The organism is Hymenobacter rubidus (assembly GCF_016734815.1).
Classification (GTDB): Bacteria; Bacteroidota; Bacteroidia; order Cytophagales; family Hymenobacteraceae; genus Hymenobacter; species Hymenobacter rubidus.
On sequence record NZ_JAERQF010000012.1, the window covers coordinates 84923 to 106752 of the forward strand.

Annotated in this window: 18 protein-coding genes; 9 read left to right on the forward strand and 9 right to left on the reverse strand. The window is 62.1% G+C overall.

Annotation, left to right across the window (positions count from 1 at the left end; genetic code table 11):
* Positions 1 to 250: 250 nt before the first annotated feature.
* From JKL48_RS10765 to JKL48_RS23545, 3 genes are all read left to right on the forward strand, one after another.
* Positions 251 to 1102 carry a hydroxymethylglutaryl-CoA lyase gene (locus JKL48_RS10765; protein WP_201982265.1) on the forward strand — a complete coding sequence of 284 codons (852 nt, stop codon included), beginning with the start codon at positions 251 to 253 and terminating at the stop codon, positions 1100 to 1102.
* A gap of 12 nt (positions 1103 to 1114) precedes the next feature.
* Positions 1115 to 1858: a (Fe-S)-binding protein gene (locus JKL48_RS10770; RefSeq protein ID WP_201982268.1), complete on the forward strand. Its 744-nt coding sequence runs from the start codon at positions 1115 to 1117 to the stop codon at positions 1856 to 1858.
* A gap of 313 nt (positions 1859 to 2171) precedes the next feature.
* On the forward strand, positions 2172 to 3413 hold the full coding sequence (locus JKL48_RS23545) for an O-antigen ligase family protein (RefSeq protein WP_201982271.1): 1242 nt from the start codon (positions 2172 to 2174) through the stop codon (positions 3411 to 3413).
* A gap of 185 nt (positions 3414 to 3598) precedes the next feature.
* Here the strand turns inward: JKL48_RS23545 and dapA are convergent, their stop codons facing one another.
* Positions 3599 to 4483, reverse strand: a complete 885-nt coding sequence (gene dapA / locus JKL48_RS10780) for a 4-hydroxy-tetrahydrodipicolinate synthase (RefSeq protein WP_201982274.1) — start codon at positions 4481 to 4483, stop codon at positions 3599 to 3601.
* Positions 4484 to 4617: 134 nt separating this feature from the next.
* On the opposite strand from dapA, the gene JKL48_RS10785 reads away from it, so the two are divergent.
* On the forward strand, positions 4618 to 5541 hold the full coding sequence (locus JKL48_RS10785) for a polysaccharide deacetylase family protein (protein WP_201982276.1): 924 nt from the start codon (positions 4618 to 4620) through the stop codon (positions 5539 to 5541).
* Positions 5542 to 5727: 186 nt separating this feature from the next.
* Here the strand turns inward: JKL48_RS10785 and ligA are convergent, their stop codons facing one another.
* The 7 genes from ligA to JKL48_RS10820 all read right to left on the reverse strand — a co-directional run bounded on the left by ligA (position 5728) and on the right by JKL48_RS10820 (position 14421).
* The gene (gene ligA, locus JKL48_RS10790; RefSeq protein WP_201982277.1) at positions 5728 to 7830 is read right to left on the reverse strand and encodes an NAD-dependent DNA ligase LigA; all 2103 of its coding nucleotides are present in this window, start codon (positions 7828 to 7830) and stop codon (positions 5728 to 5730) included.
* A gap of 152 nt (positions 7831 to 7982) precedes the next feature.
* Positions 7983 to 8597, reverse strand: a complete 615-nt coding sequence (locus JKL48_RS10795) for a DUF4920 domain-containing protein (RefSeq protein WP_201982278.1) — start codon at positions 8595 to 8597, stop codon at positions 7983 to 7985.
* Between the two features lie 95 nt (positions 8598 to 8692).
* Positions 8693 to 9310, reverse strand: a complete 618-nt coding sequence (locus tag JKL48_RS10800; protein ID WP_201982279.1) for a hypothetical protein — start codon at positions 9308 to 9310, stop codon at positions 8693 to 8695.
* Between the two features lie 151 nt (positions 9311 to 9461).
* Positions 9462 to 10127 (reverse strand): hypothetical protein, encoded by a 666-nt coding sequence (locus JKL48_RS10805; RefSeq protein ID WP_201982280.1) that lies wholly within the window; start codon positions 10125 to 10127, stop codon positions 9462 to 9464.
* A 74-nt stretch (positions 10128 to 10201) separates the two neighbouring features.
* Positions 10202 to 12028 carry a S8 family serine peptidase gene (locus tag JKL48_RS10810; RefSeq protein ID WP_201982282.1) on the reverse strand — a complete coding sequence of 609 codons (1827 nt, stop codon included), beginning with the start codon at positions 12026 to 12028 and terminating at the stop codon, positions 10202 to 10204.
* A 248-nt stretch (positions 12029 to 12276) separates the two neighbouring features.
* Positions 12277 to 13728 carry a M20/M25/M40 family metallo-hydrolase gene (locus JKL48_RS10815; RefSeq protein WP_201982283.1) on the reverse strand — a complete coding sequence of 484 codons (1452 nt, stop codon included), beginning with the start codon at positions 13726 to 13728 and terminating at the stop codon, positions 12277 to 12279.
* A 66-nt stretch (positions 13729 to 13794) separates the two neighbouring features.
* Positions 13795 to 14421: a SixA phosphatase family protein gene (locus JKL48_RS10820; RefSeq protein WP_201982284.1), complete on the reverse strand. Its 627-nt coding sequence runs from the start codon at positions 14419 to 14421 to the stop codon at positions 13795 to 13797.
* Between the two features lie 164 nt (positions 14422 to 14585).
* Here JKL48_RS10820 and JKL48_RS10825 point away from each other — a divergent pair, with 164 nt between their 5' ends.
* From JKL48_RS10825 to JKL48_RS10840, 4 genes are all read left to right on the forward strand, one after another.
* On the forward strand, positions 14586 to 15266 hold the full coding sequence (locus JKL48_RS10825) for a response regulator transcription factor (RefSeq protein WP_201982286.1): 681 nt from the start codon (positions 14586 to 14588) through the stop codon (positions 15264 to 15266).
* 179 nt (positions 15267 to 15445) lie between these two features.
* A complete protein-coding gene (locus JKL48_RS10830) occupies positions 15446 to 16894 on the forward strand; it encodes a hypothetical protein (protein WP_201982288.1) in 1449 nt (482 codons plus the stop codon).
* A 94-nt stretch (positions 16895 to 16988) separates the two neighbouring features.
* On the forward strand, positions 16989 to 18377 hold the full coding sequence (locus JKL48_RS10835) for a sensor histidine kinase (RefSeq protein ID WP_201982290.1): 1389 nt from the start codon (positions 16989 to 16991) through the stop codon (positions 18375 to 18377).
* A gap of 36 nt (positions 18378 to 18413) precedes the next feature.
* The gene (locus tag JKL48_RS10840) at positions 18414 to 18695 is read left to right on the forward strand and encodes a hypothetical protein (RefSeq protein WP_201982291.1); all 282 of its coding nucleotides are present in this window, start codon (positions 18414 to 18416) and stop codon (positions 18693 to 18695) included.
* A gap of 321 nt (positions 18696 to 19016) precedes the next feature.
* On the opposite strand, the gene surE is transcribed toward JKL48_RS10840, so the two are convergent.
* Positions 19017 to 19871 carry a 5'/3'-nucleotidase SurE gene (gene surE, locus JKL48_RS10845; RefSeq protein WP_201982292.1) on the reverse strand — a complete coding sequence of 285 codons (855 nt, stop codon included), beginning with the start codon at positions 19869 to 19871 and terminating at the stop codon, positions 19017 to 19019.
* A gap of 150 nt (positions 19872 to 20021) precedes the next feature.
* On the opposite strand from surE, the gene JKL48_RS10850 reads away from it, so the two are divergent.
* Complete coding sequence (locus JKL48_RS10850; protein ID WP_201982293.1) at positions 20022 to 21776, forward strand: M14 family zinc carboxypeptidase; 1755 nt, start codon at positions 20022 to 20024, stop codon at positions 21774 to 21776.
* Positions 21777 to 21830: the final 54 nt, after the last annotated feature.

Genomic DNA, 21830 nt, shown 5'->3' on the forward strand with positions numbered 1-21830 from the left:
GGTGAGGAGGAGGCAGGCCTTGCTTGGTAGCCAACGGGCCCGCAAAATACGACCCTGTGCCGCTAACGCAACCCAACGGCCGAGGTTGCCACCGGAAGCTCGGCTTACCTCTGCGGTGCTGGTTAGTGGCAGGCCCGTTGCGGATGATTATTGCAGCGCATCGTTCCGGCTTTAGGAGGTTTTGGGAATCGCAACACGCCCCGGCGCGGTCTACCTTTGCGCCTCCACTCCCGCCCCTCCTTCTTTTGCCATGAAGCTCATCGAATGCCCGCGCGATGCCATGCAGGGCCTCCACGAATTTATTCCGACCGCCACCAAAACTGCCTACCTCAACGCCCTGCTGCAAGTGGGCTTCGACACGCTGGATTTTGGCTCGTTCGTGTCGCCCAAGGCCATTCCGCAGTTGCGCGACACGGCTGAGGTGCTGGCCGGCCTGGACCTGAGCACCACCCGCACCAAGCTGCTCGCCATTGTAGCCAACCTGCGCGGGGCCGAAATCGCCGCCCAACACCCCGAAATCAGCTACCTGGGCTTCCCGTTATCGGTGTCTGAAACCTTCCAGCGGCGCAATACCAACCAAAGCACCGCCGAGGCCCTGGCCGATGTAGCGGCCATGCACGCCCTGTGCGAGCGCACCGGTAAAACGCTGGTTGTATACCTCTCCATGGGCTTCGGCAACCCCTACGGCGATGCCTGGAGCCCCGAAATCGTGGCCGATTTCACGCGGCACCTGTCGGCACTGGGCATCCGCATCGTGGCGCTGTCGGACACGGTGGGCACTTCCAGCGCGGCCACAATTGCGCCCTTGTTTGCCACGCTTATTCCGGCCTATCCGGCCATTGAGTTTGGGGCCCACCTGCACACCACGCCCGCTACCTGGCGCGAAAAAGTAAGCGCCGCCTACCAGGCCGGCTGCCGTCGCTTCGATGGCGCCATTGGCGGCTTTGGTGGCTGCCCAATGGCTGCCGATGAGCTGACGGGCAACATGGCCACGGAAAACCTGGTGGCTTTTCTGGAGGAGGAAGGCGTAGATTCGGGGCTAGATTTGACGGCTTTTGCGCAGGCACATGCGACAGCGCGCAGCGTCTTTGCATTTCATTAATATCCTCGTTCAATGGCTATTGTTGCCGATATCTTCATTCCCTGCTTCGTCGACCAGCTATATCCCACCACGGCTTTGAACATGGTGAAAGTGTTGGAAAAGGTCGGCGTCCGGGTCAGTTACAACCCCAACCAAACCTGCTGCGGCCAGCCAGCCTACAATGCCGGCTACGTACCTCAAAGCCGCGCTGTGGCGGAGAAATTTTTGCTGGATTTTGCCGCCCCTGCCGCTGCTGATACCCATTACATTGTCAGCCCCTCGGCTTCGTGCGTGGGCATGGTGCGCAACAGCTACTCCGAGCTATTTGCCGGCACCGGCGAATTGCCGGCCTGCCAGGCAGTGCAGCGCCGCACATACGAATTAACCGAATTCCTCGTTGACGTGCTGGGCATTACGGCCATTCCCGGCGCTCAGTTGGCGGGCAAATACACCTACCACGATTCCTGTTCGGCCTTGCGTGAGTGCGGCATACGCGCCGCGCCGCGCCAGCTGCTGGACTCCGTGGCGGGACTGGAAAGAGTAGAAATGGCTGAAACAACCACTTGCTGCGGCTTCGGCGGCACGTTTGCGGTGAAGTTTGAGGCAATTTCCGTCGCCATGGCGCAGCAAAAAGTAGAACACGCCCTGGAAACCGGCGCCGACTTCCTGGTGAGCACCGACGTCAGTTGTTTGATGCACCTGGAATCGTACATCAAAAAGGAAAAGCTGCCTCTTAAGTGCCTGCATGTGGCTGATGTGCTGGCGAGTGGGTGGTGAAGGCAACTGTTGAGCAATTCGCCATTTCGTCATGCTGCGCTGGTCGAAGCATCGAAGCTGTTTAGAAAGTCTAATTTGCCTACACGTCTGTCATCCTGAGCGCAGCGAAGGACCTTATCCCGTCAAAATAGGCGTTGTTCTGACGGGATAAGGTCCTTCGCTGCGCTCAGGATGACAACGATTTTGACTTTCTAAACAGCTTCATCTCTACCGCAGTAGTAAATAATTACTTGCGCAGTAGAGATGCCTCGACCAGCGCGGCATGACGAAATGTTTCAATAAATAGAAAGCCAAGCAATCAAGGCCCGATTCTGTGCAGCAGCTTTACCAATCCGGACGTCTTTCGCAATACCTGCTGTTGCTGGCCTGCCTGGCTGGCGTGGCGGGGTTGCTGGCCTCGCGGGCGTTTATTGCCATTGCCCCCATTGTGGGCGTGGTGGCTGCGCTGGCCAATCCTGCCCTGCGGCACTCTTTGCCCAACTATTTCCGCAATGGAGCCGCCATGCGGGCGGCGGCCGTCATTGTTTTCTTGCTATTGACGGGGCTCTATACCAGCGAATGGGCCATTTGGCGCCACGAGCTGTTTCGCGACCTGACGTGGCTGGCGGTGCCCCTGGCATTCACGCTGGCTGTACCGCTGGCCGGTTGGCAGTGCCTGGCGGTGGGCAGCCTATTTGTGCTGGGCACGGCGGCAGTGGGCGCGGCCACGCTGGTGGGCTACCTGCTCAACCCCGCGGCGGGCAACGAAGCCATTCATATTGGGCAGAACATTCCGGCCATCACCCACATATTTCACATTGCTTTCGGGGTGATGCTGGCGCTGGCTTTTTTTGGCGGGATACTCCTGCGGCGCCATGCGTTGGCTGGCCCGGTGCTGCGCGGGGCATTGGTGGGCGCCGCTTCCGTGGCCGTCATCACGTTGCACGTGCTGGCCTACCGCACGGGACTGCTGGTGCTATACACGGGCCTATTGGCGGTGGCTTTGCGGTTGCTGCTGAGTCGCAATCGGGTATTGGGCCTGGGCGTGCTGGCGCTATTGGTGCTGGGTCCGTGGCTGGCTTACAAGCTGCTGCCCTCGGTGCATGAGCGTGTGCAGGGCACCCGGTGGGACATTGAGCAATTCAACGAAAGACACGACATCAACGAGTATTCCCTGGCCCGCCGCCTGGCAGCCCTGGAAACGGCCAGCCACATCGTCGGGCAGCACTGGCTGCTGGGCGTGGGGCCGGCCGATACCCACGCCGCCATGATGGAGCAATACGACTGGAAGAGCTTCGACCTACGCCCCGAAAACCGCGTGGAAGTGCACAACCAGTACGTGCAGGCCTTGCTGGGTGGTGGGCTGGTGGGCTTGGCGCTCTTGCTGGCGCTCCTTGCTTGGCCATTCACGCAGCGCTGGGCCCGGCGCGATGCCGCCGTGAGTCTTTTTCTGCTTATCCAGGCCACGGCCATGCTGGTCGATGCCGTGCTGGATTTGCAGTTTGGGCTAAACCTGTTTGTATTTGGCTACGGCTTTCTGGTGGTGGCAGGCGAGCGAAGGAGCAATGAGCAATGAGCTATGAGCTATGAGCTATGAGCTATGAGCTATGAGCTATGAGCTATGAGCTATGAGCAAAAGAACGTCATGCTGAGCATAGTCGAAGCATCTCTACCGCATTAGTAAAATTGATTACTTGCGCAGTAGAGATGCTTCGACTACGCTCAGCATGACCGTTCTGCCAGCTGTACGCCTATCAAAGACTATAACGCCTTCCGAATCCGGTCTTTCAGGCCCTCCGTGGCTTCGAGTAGCGGCAGGCGCACGGCGGCTCCGCACACGCCCAGGGACTCCAGCACCGCTTTTACACCAACCGGGTTGCTTTCCTCATACATCAAAGGGTTGAGGGGCAGCAGGTGGAAAAGGCCGTCGCGGGCCGTGGCAAAGTCGCCGGCCAGCGCGGCGCGGGTCAGGTCCGAAAACCGCTTGGGGTAGGCATTGGCCAGCACCGAAATAGCGCCTACGCCCCCGCAGGAAATGAGGGCGGGCGTGAGCATGTCGTCGCCGGAAATCAGCAGGAAATCCTTGGGCTTGCGGGCCGCAATGGTGAGGCACTGCTCCATGAGGCCGCTGGCTTCCTTAATGCCGATGATGTTGGGGTGCTGGGCCAGGCGCAGCGTGGTTTCGGCGGTGAGGTTGGAGGCCGTGCGGCCGGGCACGTTGTAGAGCAGGAGGGGCACCGGGCTGGCGTCGGCCAGGTGCTGGTAGTGGGCCACCAGGCCGGCCTGGCTGGGCTTGTTGTAGGCCGGGCTGGCCGAAAGCACGGCGGCAACGCCGTGCAAATCGGTGGTACGCAGGGCTTCTTCGGCGGCGGCGGTGTCGTTGCTGCCAATGCCGTACACCAGCGGCACCCGGCCGGCTACGTGCTCCTTGGCCACGCGGAGCAACTCGGTTTTTTCAGCGGCCGTCGTGGTAGGCGACTCGCCCGTGGTGCCGTTCACTACCAGGTATTCGACGCCGCCCTCGATGCAGAAATCCAGCAGCCGGCGCCATCCGTCGTAGTCCACCGCGAAACTCGCAGTGAACGGGGTGACCAGGGCAACGCCCGTGCCGTAAAATACCGGAAGCCGGGAGCCAGAGTTGTTCATGCCGGGAGGTTTTGGGGTTAGTTTTGTGGGCTGCAAAAGTAGTGCGTGGGCTTGTTTTCCGTCGGCACTCCTGCTTTATCGTGGCGTTCACTAACTTTTTTTCTGGTTGCGACGCTTAGCGCCGCGCACTTTTCATGAAACTTACGTCTGCTTCCCTCCTGCTGGTGGCCCTCGCCGTGGCCGCCTGCGATTCCAAAACCGCTACTACCGGCGAAGCTGCTACCAGCAGCGCCACCGTAGAAGCCGCCACCATCGACCCGGCCGCCGCCGAAACCTCCGGCACCAAAGCCACGGCCGCCGACGAAGCCAACGCCACGCCAGCGCCCGACCCCAGCACCATTCCGGCCGCCAAGGCCACCGATGCCGCCGCCATTCTGGCCCGGCCGCAGGTGCCCATCCTGTGCTACCACCAGATTCGGGACTGGACGGCCCGCGACTCCAAAAACGCCAAGGACTACATCACGCCCATTGCCACGTTCAAAGGGCACATCAAGATGCTGGCCGACTCGGGCTACCACACCATCTCGCCCGACCAGCTCTACGCCTACATGACCACCGGCGCCAAGCTGCCGAGCAAGCCCATCATGCTCACGTTTGATGACACCGACCTCGACCAGTTCACCATCGCCCGCCCCGAGCTGGACAAGTACGGCTACAAGGCCATGTATTTCGTGATGACCGTGAGCTTGGGCCGCCCCCACTACATGACCAAAGCCATGGTGAAGCAGCTCTCCGACGAGGGCAACGTCATCGGCTCGCACACCTGGGACCACCACAACGTGAAGAAGTACCAGGGCAAAGACTGGGAAACCCAAATCGACAAGCCCACCAAGACGCTAGAAGAAATCACGGGCAAGAAAATCGTGTACTTCGCCTACCCCTTCGGCCTCTGGAACCCCCAGGCCTTCCCCGAGTTAAAGAAGCGCGGCTTCGTGGCTGCTTTCTCGCTAGCCGAAAAGCGCGACCAGAACGACCCGCTCTTTACCATCCGCCGCATCATTGCCAGCGGCTACTGGTCGCCCAAAACATTACGCAACAACATCGTACAGTCGTTCTAACGGACAACCACACCCCCTGACCCGCATTCCAAAAGAGAGGAGGCACCGGTTCGGAACAGACTTGAACACAAAGAGCCTTCTGCTAATGCAGAAGGCTCTTTTTATGGTAGGTAATGACGTGGTTACAAGACCGGTGCCCCCTCTCCGCGGGAGAGGGGGTCAGGGGGTGAGGTTGACGCTGGGCCGCTAAAACAACGAACCCTGCACCCCCGGCTCCGTCGATACAGGTGCATCAATGGCTGCCTCAGCCACCGGCGATTCATCCGGATTGGGTAGCAGTGCCATCAGTTCGCTTTCCGAAATAATGGGCACTTTGAAGCCCAGTGCTTTTTCACGCTTGGCCGGACCCATGTTGTCGCCAGCCACGAGGTAGCTCAGCTTCTTGCTGATGGAACCCGTGATTTTGCCGCCGTTCGAGATGATGAGTTGCTGCAGCTCGTCGCGGCTATGATTTTCGAACACGCCGGAAATCACAAACGTGAGCCCTGACAGCCGGTCCGAAGCCGGCACTGGCGCCTCCCCGGTTACCTCGAGCTGTACGCCGGCCTGGCGCAAGCGCGCTATCAATTCCTGGTTTTCGGGCTGCTGAAACCAGTGCGCTGCCGCTACTGCAATCACACCACCGACTTCGGGCACGGCGGCCATTTCTTCGGCCGAAGCGGCCATCAGGGCATCAATGCTGCGGTAGTGGACCGCCAGCTTCTGGGCCACGGTTTCGCCCACGTAGCGGATGCCCAGCCCAAATAGCACGCGCGGAAACGGCACCTGCTTACTGGCCTCAATGCCCGCAATGAGGTTGTCGATGCTCTTTTCGCCGAGGCGCTCCAGCGTCACCAGCTCGGGCCGGCGGGCCGGCAGGTCGTAGATATCAGCCACGGTTTTCACCATGCCGAGTTCGAAGAAACGGCCCACTGTTTCAGCGCCTAGCCCATCAATATTCAGAGCCTTGCGCGATACATAATGTTCCAGCCGGGCCTTGAGTTGCGGGCCGCAGCCGCGCTCGTTGGGGCAGCGGAAGTGGGCCTCGCCTTCGGGCCGCACCAGCGGCGTGCCGCAGGCCGGGCACTCCGTCGGATACTGAATGGGCACGGCCTCGGCAGGTCGGGCGCTCAGGTCCACGCCAGTGATTTTCGGGATGATTTCGCCGCCTTTTTCCACGTACACCGTGTCGCCGAGGCGCAGGTCGAGCAGCTCTATCTGGTTGGCGTTGTGCAGGGTGGCGCGCTTCACCACGGTGCCGGCCAAGGGCACAGGCGTGAGCAGTGCCACGGGCGTCACGGCCCCGGTCCGGCCCACGTTGTAGAGCACTTCATTGAGGCGGGTGCGGGCTGCTTCGGCAGGGTACTTGTAGGCAATGGCCCAGCGCGGGCTCTTGGCCGTGTAGCCCAGCTGGTCCTGTTGCCGCAGGTCGTCCACTTTTATCACAATGCCATCGGTAGCCACGGGAAGCTCGAAGCGCTTTTTGGCCCAATGGTGCACAAAATCCAACACCTCATCAATGGTGGAAGCCCGAAGCCAGGTATCTGACACGGGCAGGCCGTAGCGCGTGAGGGCTTCCAGCGCCGCGCTGTGGCTGGGAAAATGTCGGCCCGGCGTAAGCAAGGAATATGCATAAAACCGCAACTTGCGCGCCGCCACCTGGGCCGAATCCTGCAGCTTGAGCGTGCCGCTGGCGGCGTTGCGCGGGTTGGCCAGCAGGGCTTCGCCGTTCTGCTCGCGTTCGGCGTTTAGCTCCGCAAACACGGGCAGGGGCATGAATACCTCGCCGCGCACTTCGAAATCCTGGGGCTGGTCGGGGCCGGGGCGCAGGGCCAGCGGCAGGGTTTTGATGGTGCGCACGTTGGGCGTCACCACGTCGCCACGGGTGCCGTCGCCGCGCGTCACGCCCTGCGTGAGCTGGCCGTGCTCGTAGCTCAGGCTCATGGCCACGCCGTCGATTTTCAGCTCGCAGACATAGCTGTAGGGCGCGCCTTCAAGTCCTTTTTGCACCCGCTCGTCAAACTCCCGCAGGTCGTCTTCGGAGTAAGTATTGCCCAGGCTGAGCATGGGAAAACGGTGTACCGCCGTGGGAAACTGCTTGGTGATGGTGCCGCCCACGCGGCGTGTAGGCGAGTTGGGCTGGGCCAGGTCGGGATGCGCGGCTTCGAGCCGCTGCAGTTCGGCCAGCAGGGCGTCAAATTCCTGGTCCGATACCTCGGAGGTATCGAGCTGGTAGTACTGGTGGTTGAGGTGATGCAGCCGCTCAGTGAGGGCAAGGATGCGTTGCTGGATGGCAGGAGTATCGGGCATGAGCGGGGCATTCTGTAGAGAGATTCAATTAAAACAGAACGTCATGCTGAGCTTGCCGAAGCATCTCTACTGTGCAAGTAATCAGATTTACTGCTGCGGTAGAGATGCTTCGACAAGCTCAGCATGACGTTCTGTTGGGGTTTCTTAGGCGGCTAGTCGCGCACCAGCACACCATCGGCCAGAAACGTGAGCTGCTGCTCGTCCTGGCTGATGGCGGCGATTTCCTGGTCGGATTTGCCGGCGTCTTTGGCATAATGCTGCAGTTCTGCTTTCGGCACCGTGCTGCGGTAGGCCCAGCCGCTCACCACCACGTCGTGGCCGCTGAGGTCTTTGGGCACAAAAAACGCATAATCCCGAAAGCGGACGCGCATTTGCTTGCCATCGGCGGTGGGCAAGGTCATCCAGCAGCCTTTGGCCTGGCACACGGCGCTGGCTTTGCCCACCAGCTTCACCTGGGCCGAGTCGCGGCTGCCCAGGGCGGTGGGCAGCGCACTCATGGGCAGGGCGCCAGCGGGCGTGATGGCCGCACCGTAGGTTTGGCCGGGCGTGGCGGGCGCTACGCTCGTGCTGGAGTGGTTTTCCGCGCCTTCTTCCTCTTCTTCGTTAGCTTCACCGCCTGTGCCTTTGGGCACGTCCGAGTCGTGGCCGTTCACTTCGTTTTGGCCTTGCGGCACCGGCAGAACCGGGTTGATGGGGGCCGAAGGGAAGAAGCGCAGCACCACCAGAATGGCAATCAGGACGGCGGCAAACGAAAGCAGAAATTTCATAAATAAGGGGGGGGTAAAAGGACTCAGGAGCACACCGGTGCCAAACTGAAACAGGGAATTGGATTTACTGTGGTAAAAGACACACCACCAACCGTTTATTGGCTGATAACAACGGTTTTGCCCAGCTTGCGTGCGTAGGCCATGCGACGCTCGGCACCGCCCGCCGCCGTGTAGTCGAACCCAACCGTGCTGGGGTCCTCGCGCAGGGCCGACCAGGTTTTAGCGTCTACTTCGGCTGGCTGCTCTGCCCCGGCCGGAATGGCGGGCTGCGTGAAATGCGCACTCGAGAAAAAGGCGTTCATGCCCTGCAAAATGGCAATTTCCTGGTCGCGCACACTAGCGGCCTGCGAGTCGGTCAGCGCCTTTTCGGAGAGCAGGGCGCGGGCCGGAATTACTTCATGGCGCAGCGTATCGCCGGTGGCACTCGTCACGATGAGGTGGGCCTGGGCCGTGAGCACGCGGGGGCCGCGCAGCTCCAGCACAAAACGGTCTTCGGAAGTGGGACTGGAGAAAGCATGCGTCGTGCTCACAGAGTTGAGCACCGTTTTGCCACTTACGCGGGTGCGGCTGCCGGCTGCCGGCGGGGTGTAGGTAGACCGAGGGTCAACGGTTGAGTTGCTCACTTCGCGTTCGGTGCTCACGCAGGAAGCTAATTGCAACGAGAGGCCGGCGGCCAGCACAAGGCCGGAGAGTTTAAGAATGGGAGTTTTCATATAGGGAAACGCGGCCCGTTACGGGGTTGGGAGCACGAAGGTAAGGTGGGAAAATGAGGTCGGGAACACTCAACCGCGAATAGCAGGAAGTTCGATAACGGGATTTTTACGAAAAAGTACACCTAATGGGTGTGCCCCTGCCCGTTGGGGTTTAAAACAGGCCCACCTCCAGGCCCAGCACCCAGCGCGGCAGCTCGGGCCAGGCGGCGTAGCCGGGTGCCAAAGCCGACGTCAGGCGATAGCGCCCCACCAAGGCGTAGCGGTCGATGCCGAGCCGGACCCCTGCCACTCCCTTCCAACGCTTCAGGTAAGGCAGGCCGTATTCCGTTGTTTCAACGGAGCCGATACCGGGCGCGGGAGTATCTTCCATCGTGTGGGTGGTGGCCACTACCCAGGCGCCGCCCGCCAGCAGGTCGAGGTAGCGGCCCACGGCATTGCCCCGGCGGCCGGCATTCACTCGTAAGCTGATTTCGCCGAATGCCTGATGGAGGCCCAGCGTTTCCTGAAGGTGCAGCGTGGCAGTAGGGAAGGTTTTTTGCGCAGTTTGGGCCAGGGCGTAGTGCAGATAGGCGTAGCCGGCATCCATGTTCAGGGCAAAAGTCTGGTTGAGGCGGACCTTGAACCGGCCACCCCCACGCAGCTCCGAGGCGCGCGGCCCGTAACGAGGCGTAGCACCAATGCCAGCAGGGCCAGCCACCAGCCCAAACCCCGCGAAGAAATGCCCAAAATACCGCCGATTGGGGCCGAAAGTAGTTTTCACGGTGTCGTCGGCCACGTTGGCTTGCACCAGTACCTGCTGCGCCTGCGCGTTCAGCATGGCGCCGCCATTTAGCAGCAATATAGCTCCCAACCGCAGCGCCCAGCGCCTTGTTATGACCTGCCAGCCGTGCATTATTGTTCCGAATAAGTGGCAGTATAGCCCTTGAACTGCACCCGCAGCACGTCGCCCCCGCGCAGCAGGCGGCGCGGCACCTGCACCACCAGGCGCTGGGTTACGGCGCGGGTTTCGTAGCGCCGCAGTACGCCCCGACGGTCGGCTAGGTTCCAGTAGAGGTAGGCGGGGTAGTTGGGCTCGGGCAAGGGAGCCAGTGGGGCGTCGCCGGCCGGCACGGGCTGCTCGTGCCCCACGCGGGGCGTGTGCTCGTCGGATGGCGTTTTTTGGTCGCTGGCGGCGGCGGCGGGCATGGTGGCTTCGCTCTGGTCGGAAAGGAGGGGCAGTTGCTCGGCGGGCCGGATGGCGGCCTCCGGGCGAATGACGACGGCCACCAGGCTGTCGTGCGGCACAAAATCGAAGGTTGGCACCCCGACGGCGGCCGGCGCCGGGGCGGCAAAGCGGGCGAGGCGGGGCCGGCCGTAGCCATGCGCATAATCGAAATACGGATACAACTCGCCCGCCTGCTCCAAGGCCTTGAACAGCTGCATGGCCGTCAGCGTGCGGTGTTGCTGCCACAGGCAGGCCGCTAGGCCCGCCACCAGCGGCGCGGCAAAGGACGTGCCCTCCAGCCGCTCGTAGCCGTTGGGCGTGGCGGTAAGCACAATGCCAAATGCCGCCAGGTTGGGCTTGGGCCGACGGTCAGCGGTAGGCCCAAATGAGCTAAAATCAACGTGCAAACCGGTTTCGGGGTCGAGGCCACCCACGGCCAGCACCGAGTCGGCATCGGCCGGCGTCCCGATGCGCACCCAGTCGTTGTCGCCATCGTTGCCCGCCGCACTCACGACCAGCAGGCCCTTGCGGGCGGCCAGGTTGGCGGCGCGGGCAATGAGGCTGCGCTGCCCGTTCATTTGCTCCGGAAAATAGCGCTGCTCGGTGTAGGCCAGCGAGGAATTGATGATGTCGGCCCCCAGGCGGTCGGCCCATTCCACGGCAGCCAGCCAGGCTTCCTCTTCCGCGTAGCGCTCCCGGCTGAGCTGTTCGGTGCGGGCCAGTAGGTATTCGGCACCCGGGGCCAGGCCCAGCGCCGGGCCCAACAGCCCGTCGGGGCCGTCGGGCAGCCGGCCTGCCAGGCAGCCCATTACCTCGGTGCCGTGGCTGCCGGTGCGGAACACGTCGTCGCGGTTTTTCAGAAAGTCGTGAGTCGCCACGATGCGCTTGCTGGCCACCAGCGCCCGAAAGGCCGGGTGCTCGGGCAGGCCCCGGAAGCCAACGTCAAACACGGCAATGCGGAGCCCCTGCCCGGTCGTTCCCGCGGCGCGCAGGGCAGCCCCATCCAGGTGAGCGGTTTGCCGGCGGGCCAGCAGGTACTCATTGGGCGTAATAGGCTTGGGCTGAATAGGGTACTGGGGTATTTCAACCCTGTCGGCCTCTTTCCCAACTGCCGCTATCTGGGCAGTTCGGGCCGGCCAGGCCTCTACCGCGCGCACGCCCGGCAGGCCTAGCAGGGCAGCGGCCTGGGCGGGTGTGGCCCGGCAGGCCACGGCATTCAGCCAGCGGCTTACGAGGGTGATGGTATCGACCTGCGCTGCAATGGCCGCCACGTAATCGGGACGCACGGGCAGGTCGGTGGCATCGAAAGCCGGCAGGTGCTGGCGGGCCCGGCGGGCTTGCGCTTCGGGAGAAAAGTACTTTTTAGGGTCAAATTCGACGCCTTTTTTGTCGCTTAGCGTCACCCAGTACCGGGCCGTGGACTGGCCCTCGGCCCGCTCTTGGGCCGCTGCCTGCATCTCAAACGCCGGCAGCAGCCCCAAGCTCAAACAAATACGCAGGTAGAAGCTCTTCAAAACGGGATGATTCCGACTGTATGGCAGAAGCTGTTAGGAAATATAATTTGTTCGTCGTGCCGGGCGCAGCGAAACAGCGGCCGCGCTTAGGCAATCTGCTGGTCAGGATTCACTGCTGCATGCCAGAAGCTGCGCTCGGCGTGATGTTCGGACGGCTAGTTGCCTCCCGGTATCATCGCAGCCCTTGCCTTGCTGAACCTCAAGTATCCATCGAACAAATTGCTTTGCACGGCTCAGCACGACGCCTGCTACAGGCCGTACTTGCTCAGCAGGTAGAGCAAAGAGGCCATGCTGGCACCTCCCAGCTCCAACTCGCGGCGGTTTACCTTATCGAAGGTATCGGCGGCCGTGTGGTGAATGTCGAAATAACGTTGCGAGTCGCACTTATAGCCGATAAGGGCCTTGGGGTGCACAGCCGCCTGGAGCGGCTCCACGTCGGTACCGGAATGGCCCACCGCGATTTCGGCGGCGTGGTAGGGCTGGAAGAGGGGCGCCCAGCGGCCCATTTTGGCTACAATGGCTGGGCTGGCTTCCACGGTAAAGCCGCGGGGCGTGAAGCCGCCGCCGTCCGATTCGATGGCCGCCAGGTGGGTTTCCTTGTTTTGTGCGGCCAAGCGGGCGTACTCATTGCCGCCGCGGGTGCCATTTTCTTCGTTCATGAACAGCACCGCCCGTAGGGTGCGCTCGGGCTTGAAGCCGGCGGCACGCAAAACACGCAGGGCCTCGATGCTTTGCACGCAGCCGGTGCCGTCGTCGTGGGCGCCTTGGGCGAGGTCCCACGAGTCGAGGTGGCCGCCCACGGTGATGATTTCCTGCGGAAACTTGCTGCCTTTGATTTCGCCCACCACGTTGTAGCTTTTCTCGTCGGGCAGGGTCACGCATTCCATTTCCAGCTCGAATTGCAGGTCGGGATTGGCCTTAAGTAATTGGCTGAGCTGGTCGGCGGCGTTGGTGCTGAGGGCAGCGCCGGGCACTTTGGGCACGGCTTCGTCGTAGCGCATGGTGCCGGTGTGGGGGTTGTCGTCGCGGGCACTGGTCATGGAACGCACCAGGGCCCCCACGGCCCCGCGCCGGGCCGCCTCAATGGCGCCCAGGGCGCGCTGGTCGACCGCGCCGCCGTAGGCCGCGCCCGGCTCGATGAGGGCATCGTTGAACGGCCGGTTGTAGAACACAAACTTGCCTTTTACGGCCGCTTCCGGGAGGTTTTTCACCTCGGCCAGGCTGTGTACTTCCACCACGCCGGCTTTCAGCTTGCCGTTGGTGCCCACCGAGCCGCCCAGCGCGCACACCGGCACTTTGATGCCTTTGTCCTTATTGCCCACGATTTCGCCCCGCTCCCGGCTGCCCCGCACCCAGTGCGGCACCATCACCTCCTGCAGGTACACGCGGTCAAACCCGGCTTTTTCCATGGTGGCCTTGCCCCACTCCACGGCCTGCTGGGCCTGGGGCGAGCCCGACAGCCGTGCCCCGATGGTGCCGGTGAGGTAGCGCAGGTTTTCGTAGCTCTCGCCGCGCAGCAGCGCTTCGTCGAATATTTTGCGCAGGGCGATGGAGTCGGCTCGCTCCCCCCCGGAGGCCGCTACCGGCGCGGGTTTGGGCTTTTGGCGACTTTGGGCCTGGGTGGCAAAGGCAGTGAGCGCCAGCAGGGCCAGCGGCGCCAGGCTCCGGCGGAGCCAGGCCGTAGAAGGGTAATTGGTCATAAGAATAGCAACGGAGAAGGCCCGCCTCGGCGGGGCCACGCCGCGAAAGTACGTGGCCGGGACCGGCTATTTCACGGGCGCGGGGGGTGTGGCCTTCGGCGCGGCTTTGGCGCTGGCCTTGGCAGCCGGCTTGCGCTCGGCACCGTAGCCCCCCATGCCCACGGTGGGCTGCAGGCCCGGCGCCACGCGCACGGTGAACAGGTAGTCATACTCGTTTTCGCCAATTTCATCGACTGGAGCAGTACCGCCCAGGTCGTCGATAAACGGCAGTATGGTGTTCGAATGGCCCACCACCACCACGGTTTTGCCCGCGTATTCCTTCAGAATGCGGTCGGCCAGGTCGTGGCCGTACTTGGCGTCGTACACCTGCGGCTCCAGTTTGAGGGCGTCGGCCAGGGGGGCCAGGGTGGCACGGGTGCGCTTGGTATCGGTGGTGAAGAGGGCCACCGGGTGGTGCTTCGCCAGCGTCTGGCGCAGGGCCTGGGCCCGCAGCTGCCCGGCCACCGAAAGTGTGGGGTCCAGCGGGTCGGAGGTGGAGTCTTTTTCGGCGTGCCGCACCAAATAGACGGTGGTAGGGGGAATTTTGGTTTTGGCGGCAGCAGCCGGTTTGGCCTGGGCCCAGGCGGCCGATGGGGTGAAGAAAGCAGCCAGACCGGCCAGTAAAATCAACCAGGGAGATACGCGTGTCAACATAGTAAGAAAGGAATGAATTGATAGTACAAGCTCTGCCCAAGTTACGCCACTTTCGCTAATGCCGGTCATGTTCCCGGATATTCTCGGCGCTTCATCACACGTTCAGCCACGGGTGCCGTATGTTGCAGCATCGTTAGGCTTCTCTCCTTACCCTCTCCCCCACCATGCACGTTCTGCTCATCGAAGACGAAAAAAGCCTGCACCAGGAAATGCGTCAATTTCTACTGCAAGCCCAGTATTTGGTCGATTCGGCCTACACCTACGCCGAGGCTTCTGAAAAGCTCTACGTGAGCAGCTATGATTTTGTGCTGCTGGACCTGGGCCTGCCCGGCGGCGACGGCCTGGACCTGCTAAAGGAGGCCCGCCTCAACGAAAACCAGGAGGCTTCCTTCATCATCCTCACCGCCCGCGGCGCCCTCGACGACCGGATTCGCGGCCTCGACCTGGGGGCCGACGACTACCTGCCCAAGCCTTTTTCGCTGCTGGAGCTCACCAGCCGGATGCAGGCCATCACGCGCCGCAAGTTCAACCTCAAGCGCCCCGAAATCAGCTTCGGTCAGGGCTTCAGCATGGACCCCAACGCCCGCATCGTGCGGCACGGCAGCCAGGAGGTGCCCCTCACCAAAAAGGAATTCGACCTGTTGCACTACTTGTTGTTGCACCGCGGCCGCGTCCTCACCCGCCTGCAGCTCGGCGAGCACCTGTGGGGCAACGTGCTGGAAGACGACTCGGACTCCAACTACATCGACGTGCACATCAAAAACGTGCGCAAGAAACTCTCCCAGTTCGGCTCCGCCGATTTCCTGGAAACCGTGCGCGGCATCGGCTACCGGGCGGCGGAATAGGCAGAAGATGGTGCGTTTGGCGAGCGGCGTACGCATATTGCGCTGTATTACTTGCCGCGGCTGAAACCCCACGCACCGCTGTCTGCGCCATGAGAAACGTCTTATTACGCTTTGGTTGCATTTTCAGCCTATGGCTGTGGGTGCTGCCAATGATTGGAAAGGCACAAGTTCTACCGTTGATGGGGCTATACAACAGCGTGGCACCGCTGAAGATTATCGCCCTTGCCCCCGACGCTAACGGGAATGTATTGCTGGCGGGCACCCTGCCCAGCGAAAAGATAAATTTTGAGGGCATGCCCACCCGGAGCGGCGTTGTAGCCAAGTGGAACATCGCGCAACAGCGCCTGGTCTGGACGCAGCCCATGAGTTATGCCACGGCCGTTGCCGTGGTGGGCAGCAGCGTATACGTGGTGTGCCGCAAAGGGTGGGGCATGAACGAGCCTTCGCACCACACCAACATGCAGGTGGCCGATACCCTAATCACCAGCCTTGTTAGTGGCGAAGGCTCGGAAGTCTTTGTAGTGAAGCTGGAGGACCGCGGCGCCAGCAGCCACGCCGTGTGGGTGAAGCAGCTAAGTGCAACCGGCTTCACAAGCCTGGCGCTTAACGCCTTGGCAATCCGGGACCATAACCTGTACCTGGGCGGCAGCTTCAAGGGAGGAAAACTGAAATTTGATGCTATTCAGCTTAACGACGAAAACGCACGGGATTTATATTCCCGCTACCGCTACCCTTCCTCGTACGATGGTTTTGTGGCGAAGCTGGTTGACGAAGGCGCGACTGCTCGCTTTGTGTGGGCTCAAAAGATAGACGGCGCGCAGGGCGACTACGGGTCAATGGATGAGGTTACCAGTCTTAGCGTGCGCGACACCAGCCTCTACGTAGCGGGCACTTTTACTGGCCAAACCCTGACACTGGGCCACTTGGTTGTTGATAAACCCACGAGCAACGCGAAGTGGCGCGGCTACCCAGATGAAAGCCTCGGCCATACGTTTGTGGCAAAGCTGACGGACCAAGGCGCCCAAAGCCATTTCGTGTGGGCCCAACTGGTTACCGGGCTTAACCAGCCGGTGGCCCTGGCGGTGAGCGGCACATCGGTTTACGCAGTTGGCCGTTTTCAGGGGGAAGCCGACTTTGGGCATCTGCACCTGCGCAACGATGCCCGCCAGGATTCGGCCGACCTTTACCTTGCTAAAATCAAAGACGAAGAGGCACATGGTTATTTCTCGTGGGTCCGGCAGGTTGGGGCCCGTGACCGGTACAGGGCGAGCGCGCTGGTGGCCGAGGGGCCAGCGGTGTACTTGGCCGGCTGCTTCCCAAACCCGCTCTGGGTGGCCGGTCCCAACCCGCCCATGCCTGCCCCCGTGCCTTCGGAGGCCTGGCTCGTAAAGCTCAGCGACGATGAGCACAGCAGCACCTACAACTGGGCCCTGAAAACGGACACCACGGGCTTTACGGCGGCCCACCTGCTTGCCTTGCGCGGCACAACTTTGTACGTGGCAAACGAGAACGGTTTTGCGCTGCTGCCGCTGGCTGGTTCCAAGTCGGGAACGCCTGCGGGCTCGCCGGCCCGTCGTGCGCGCAGGTCGAAACGCTTAAAATCCGGTCAACTTATTTCCTCTCCGTAAGTGAGTATGCAGCGCTAAGCAGCCACCCAGTTCGCTCCGGATATGGGCCGGCAGGGCTTCGTATTTCTTTTTATTCCATCGTCCTCTACCTCGCATGGCAAAAATGCGCCTCGAAGCCAAGCTGGCCCTTTTCAATGCACTGTCTAAGCTGCTGCTGGTGCTGCTGGGGGCGCTGGTGCTGCCGCCCATTGTGCAGCGCGTGGCCGTGGCCCACACCGACCAGCACCTGCGCGAGAAGCAGCGGCGCGTGCTGGCCCTCATTGGCCGCGACGGCCTGCAGGCCTTCGAGCGCGGCGAACGGGCCGAAACCTACGCCGACTACAACATCTTTAAGCAGGAATACATCACCCTGACGCCGCTGCCTGCGGGCGCCCCGCTGCCCCCCGAGCGCATTTTCGAAGAGCCCCGGCAGGTGGACCAGCAGGTGGAGGACTTCCGCATTCTGAGCTTTGCCCGGCCACCGGGGGCCAAGGGCGAACCTGCTTTCCGGCTGGAGATTGGCTCCTCGCTCGCTACCGTGGAACTGCTCACGGCCACGCTGCGCAAGCTGGCGCTGTGGGTGCTGGTGGCCGCCTCCCTGCTCACCGTTTTCTCCGATGCGGCCTTTGCTCACTACCTGCTGGCGCCGTTGCGCGAGCTCACCATTCGCAAGCTGCGCGGCATTCGGCAGCCTTCCGATTTTCAATTTGAACCCATTGATACTGACACGACTGACTTCCGTCGCCTCGACGACCGGTTGAACTCCTTGATGCATCAGGTGCAGTCGGCTTTTGCGAAGGAACGGGAGTTTATGAGCAATGTGAGCCACGAGTTGCTCACGCCGGTCAGCATCCTGCAGTCGCGCTTCGAAAACATGCTGCAAGACCCCAGCCTACCCGAGCCGCATGCTCAGCAAATCGTGGAATCGCAGCGTACTCTCTACCGGCTGCGCAACACCGTGCGCACCCTGCTGCTCATTGCCAACATCGAAAACGAGCAGTACCTGCGCAACGAGCAGGTGCGCCTGTCGGCGGCCGTGGCCGACGTAGCCGAGGAACTGGACGACCGCCGCCAGCAGCGCGACATTGCCCTCACCGTGGACATGACCGGCGACGACGTGCGCCCCCTTGCCAATGCAAGCCTCATGCACACCCTGCTGCGCAACCTGCTCTCCAATGCCATCAAGTACAACCACGAGGGCGGGCGCATTCGGGTGCTGGGCCGCGCCGCGCCCAACGGCGGCTACACGCTGCGGGTGGAAGACACCGGCCCCGGTATTTCGGCCGACCACCTGCCGTTTTTGTTCGACCGGTTCCGGCGCTTCCACGCTAATGCGCCGGGCTCGCCGGAGGGATACGGGTTGGGCCTGCCCATTGCCCAAACCATCGCCGGCTTTCACGGCGCCACGCTCCGGGCCGAGTCGGAAGTGGGCAAAGGCACAGCTTTTGTGCTGGACTTTGGCCCGCCCGGTTTCAACGTAACCGGGTTCATGTCACCTTCATAGGTCGGAAACTACCTTCGGGTAGTCATTCGTCTTTCCGTGAAAACTTACTTGAAGCTTTTAGTATCAGTCCTGCTGATGGTGCTGCTGCTGGCAGTAGTCACCGAGGTAGTGGCCCTGCACCGTGTGGCGCTGCCCGGCCCTACCCAGGCCACCCGGCCGGTGGTGGTCCGCAAATCGACCCACGTCAGCACGCCGCCCAAAAGGGTGCGGCAAATACCGCGTCCGCCAGTGCCGCATGTGCCACACAAACCCGTTTCTATCATCGTAAAAAAGCCCCGGTCAGTGAGCCAGGGCTTTTTTGTGCACAAAGGAAAGTAACCAACTGGTTAGGCCGTCATGCTGAGCTTGTCGAAGCATCTCTACCGCGCAATGCAATCCAATTGGTTCATCGAAGCGGGAGAGCTGCTTCGCTCTGCTCTGTAGGACCGTTTTTTAGTGCTGTTGTTCGGATAGCATTATACTGAAGCTGCTTAGGCAGTGTCTCGATTGCCGGTCCGACGCCCTAGGCGTCCGACTGGTTGTAAGTAGACGGTCAGTTCTGACGACAACCGGTCGGACGCCTAGGGCGTCGGACCGGTTGGAACCGACTTGCTAAACAGCTTCACTGAAAACAACCAAACGCCCATACCCAGCGGGCCTTTAGTTTTGAGAGGCTACCCCGTAGTCTTCCGATGCAATGGGCTGGGGCGGCACGGCCGTGTCGGTCGGCTCGGGCAGGGGCAGCTGCCACTGGGTGCTGAGGTGGGCCAGGCCGTGCGCGGCGGTCAGGTCGAACTGGCACGGCACCACGGAAACGTAGTTGTGCGCCAGGGCCCACTCGTCGGTATCGGTGCCGGCGTCGAGGTTGACGAAGGAGCCCACAAGCCAGTAGTAGGGCCGCTGGTAGGGGTCGAGGCGGCGGTCGAATTCCTCCTGCCACTTGGCGCGGGCCTGCCGGGCGAGGCGCAGGCCGGCAATGGGCGTGGCCGAATTCTTGGGAATGTTCACGTTGAGCGCCGTGCCGACGGGCACGCCCTGCTCCAGCGCGAGGCGGCATACTTGCGTCACCCAGGGGCCGACGTGCGAGAAATCGGCCTTCGGGCCGTACTCACAAAGGGAGAAACCCACGGCCGGCAGCCCTTCAATGGCCGCTTCAATGGCAGCCGACATCGTGCCTGAGTACAAAACGTTTACCGAGGCATTGGAGCCGTGGTTGATGCCGGATACCACCAGGTCGGGCGTACGGTCTTTGAGAACGTAGTGCTTGGCAATTTTCACGCAGTCGGCGGGGGTGCCGGAGCATTCGTAGGCCTTCACGTCGGGGCCGAAAACGGGGTTTTCGGTGAGGCGCAGGGCGTGGCCGATGGTGATGGCGTGCCCCATGCCGGACTGCGGCGAGTCGGGGGCCACCACCACCACTTCGGCCCCCAGGGCCTGCACGGCTTCAACTAAGTGGCGGATGCCGGGGGCGGTGATGCCGTCGTCGTTGGAAACGAGAATGAGGGGCTTTTTCAAAGGTTATCAGGGAATAAGAAGTGGGTAAAGGTAGTGCCACCGTTTACGGGCAGATGCGAAATAGTAGCGCGAACTTTGTAGTTCGCGTCTCCACGCCGTCACAACCAATTGAAACGGCGCGGAAACGCGAACTACAAAGTTCGCGCTACTATGTTCCTTCTCCTGCTTTCGCTGATGACCCTCGCTCCCACCCCGGCGCCTGCCTGGCGCACCCCGTTCGAAAACGACCCGGCCGGCAACACCACCGCGACCTACGCCGAATGCCTGGCCCACTACCAGAAGCTGGCGGCGGCCTATCCACAGCATGTGCACCTGGCCGAAGCCGGCCCCACCGATGCGGGCCTGCCGCTGCATGAAGTAGTGCTAAGCGCCGACGGCGACGCCGACCCGGCCAGCACCCGCCAGAAAAACCGGCGCATCCTGTTCATTCAAAACGGTATCCATCCCGGCGAGCCCGAGGGCATCGACGCCAGCATGATGCTGGCCCGCGACCTGCTGCAACAAAAGCCGCTGCTGAAGCTGCTGGGTCAGGTCACGGTCGTCATTGTGCCGGTCTACAACATCGACGGCATGCTGAACCGCAACGCCACCACCCGCGTGAACCAGCAGGGGCCGGCCACCTACGGCTTCCGGGGCAACGCCCGGCACCTGGATTTGAACCGCGACTACATCAAGCAGGAATCGCGCAATGCCCGGTCCTTCGCACAGCTTTTCCAGAAGTGGCAGCCCGACGTGTTTGTGGAAACGCATACGTCCAACGGCGCCGACTACCAGTACACCATGACGCTCATTGCCACCCAGCACAGCAAGCTGGCGCCGGCGCTGGGCACCTACCTGCAAGGCCAGTTGCTGCCGGCGCTCTACAAAAGCATGGAGCAGAAAAAGTGGCCCATGACGCCCTACGTCGACTTTGAGGGCGAGACGCCGGAAAGCGGCCTGCGGGCGTTTCTGGAATCGCCGCGCTACTCCACCGGCTACGCGGCCCTGTTCAACACCATCGGCTTCATGCCCGAAACGCACATGCTGAAGGCCTTTGCGCCCCGCGTGCACTCCACCTACGATTTTCTGCTGACCATGCTCGAAACCGTGGGCCAGCAGGCCGGTGCCCTCGCGGCGGCCCGCGCCCAGGCCGCCACCGACCAGGCCGCCCAAACCACCTTCCCCCTCGCCTGGGCCCTGGACGACACGCAGCACGAAACCGTTCAGTTTCGGGGCTACGAAGCTGGCCATAAGCCCAGCGAAATCAGCGGCCAGCCGCGCCTGTACTACGACCGCGCCAAGCCGTTTACCCGGCCCGTGAAGTACTTCAACACCTTTAAGCCCACCGCTACGGCCAGCCGGCCCGCGGCTTATATCCTTCCCAAAGCCTGGGGCGAAGTGGCGGACATTCTGCGACGCAACGGTGCCACCCTCAAACCGCTGTCCCGCGAGGTGACGGTGCCTGTGGAATTCTATTATTTTGAGGAGTTTAAGACCACACCCAAGCCCTTCGAGGGCCATTATGTGCACAGCCAAGCCCAGCTACGCACCGGTTCGGAAACGGCCACTTTCCAGCCGGGTGACTTCGTGGTGTACCTCAATGGCGCGGCGCCGGTGCGCTACCTGATGGAAACGCTGGAGCCGCAAGCCACCGACTCGTTCTTCGCCTGGGGCTTTTTCGACAGCGTGCTTCAGCAGAAGGAGCACTACTCCGACTACGTATTCGAGGACCTGGCTGCCGACCTGCTGCGCCGCGACCCCAAGCTGCGGGAGCGCCTGGAAAAGCTCAAAAAAGACAACCCACCCTTTGCCGCCAACGGTGCCGCGCAGCTGGAATGGGTGTACCTGAACTCGCCCTACCACGAGGCCGGCCACAACCGCTACCCGGTGGCGCGCTGGCTGGGCACGGGCCGCGTGGGCGAATAAAATAACGTCATGGAGAGGCGCAGCCGAAGCATCTCGCGTGGAGTAGTGACTCAA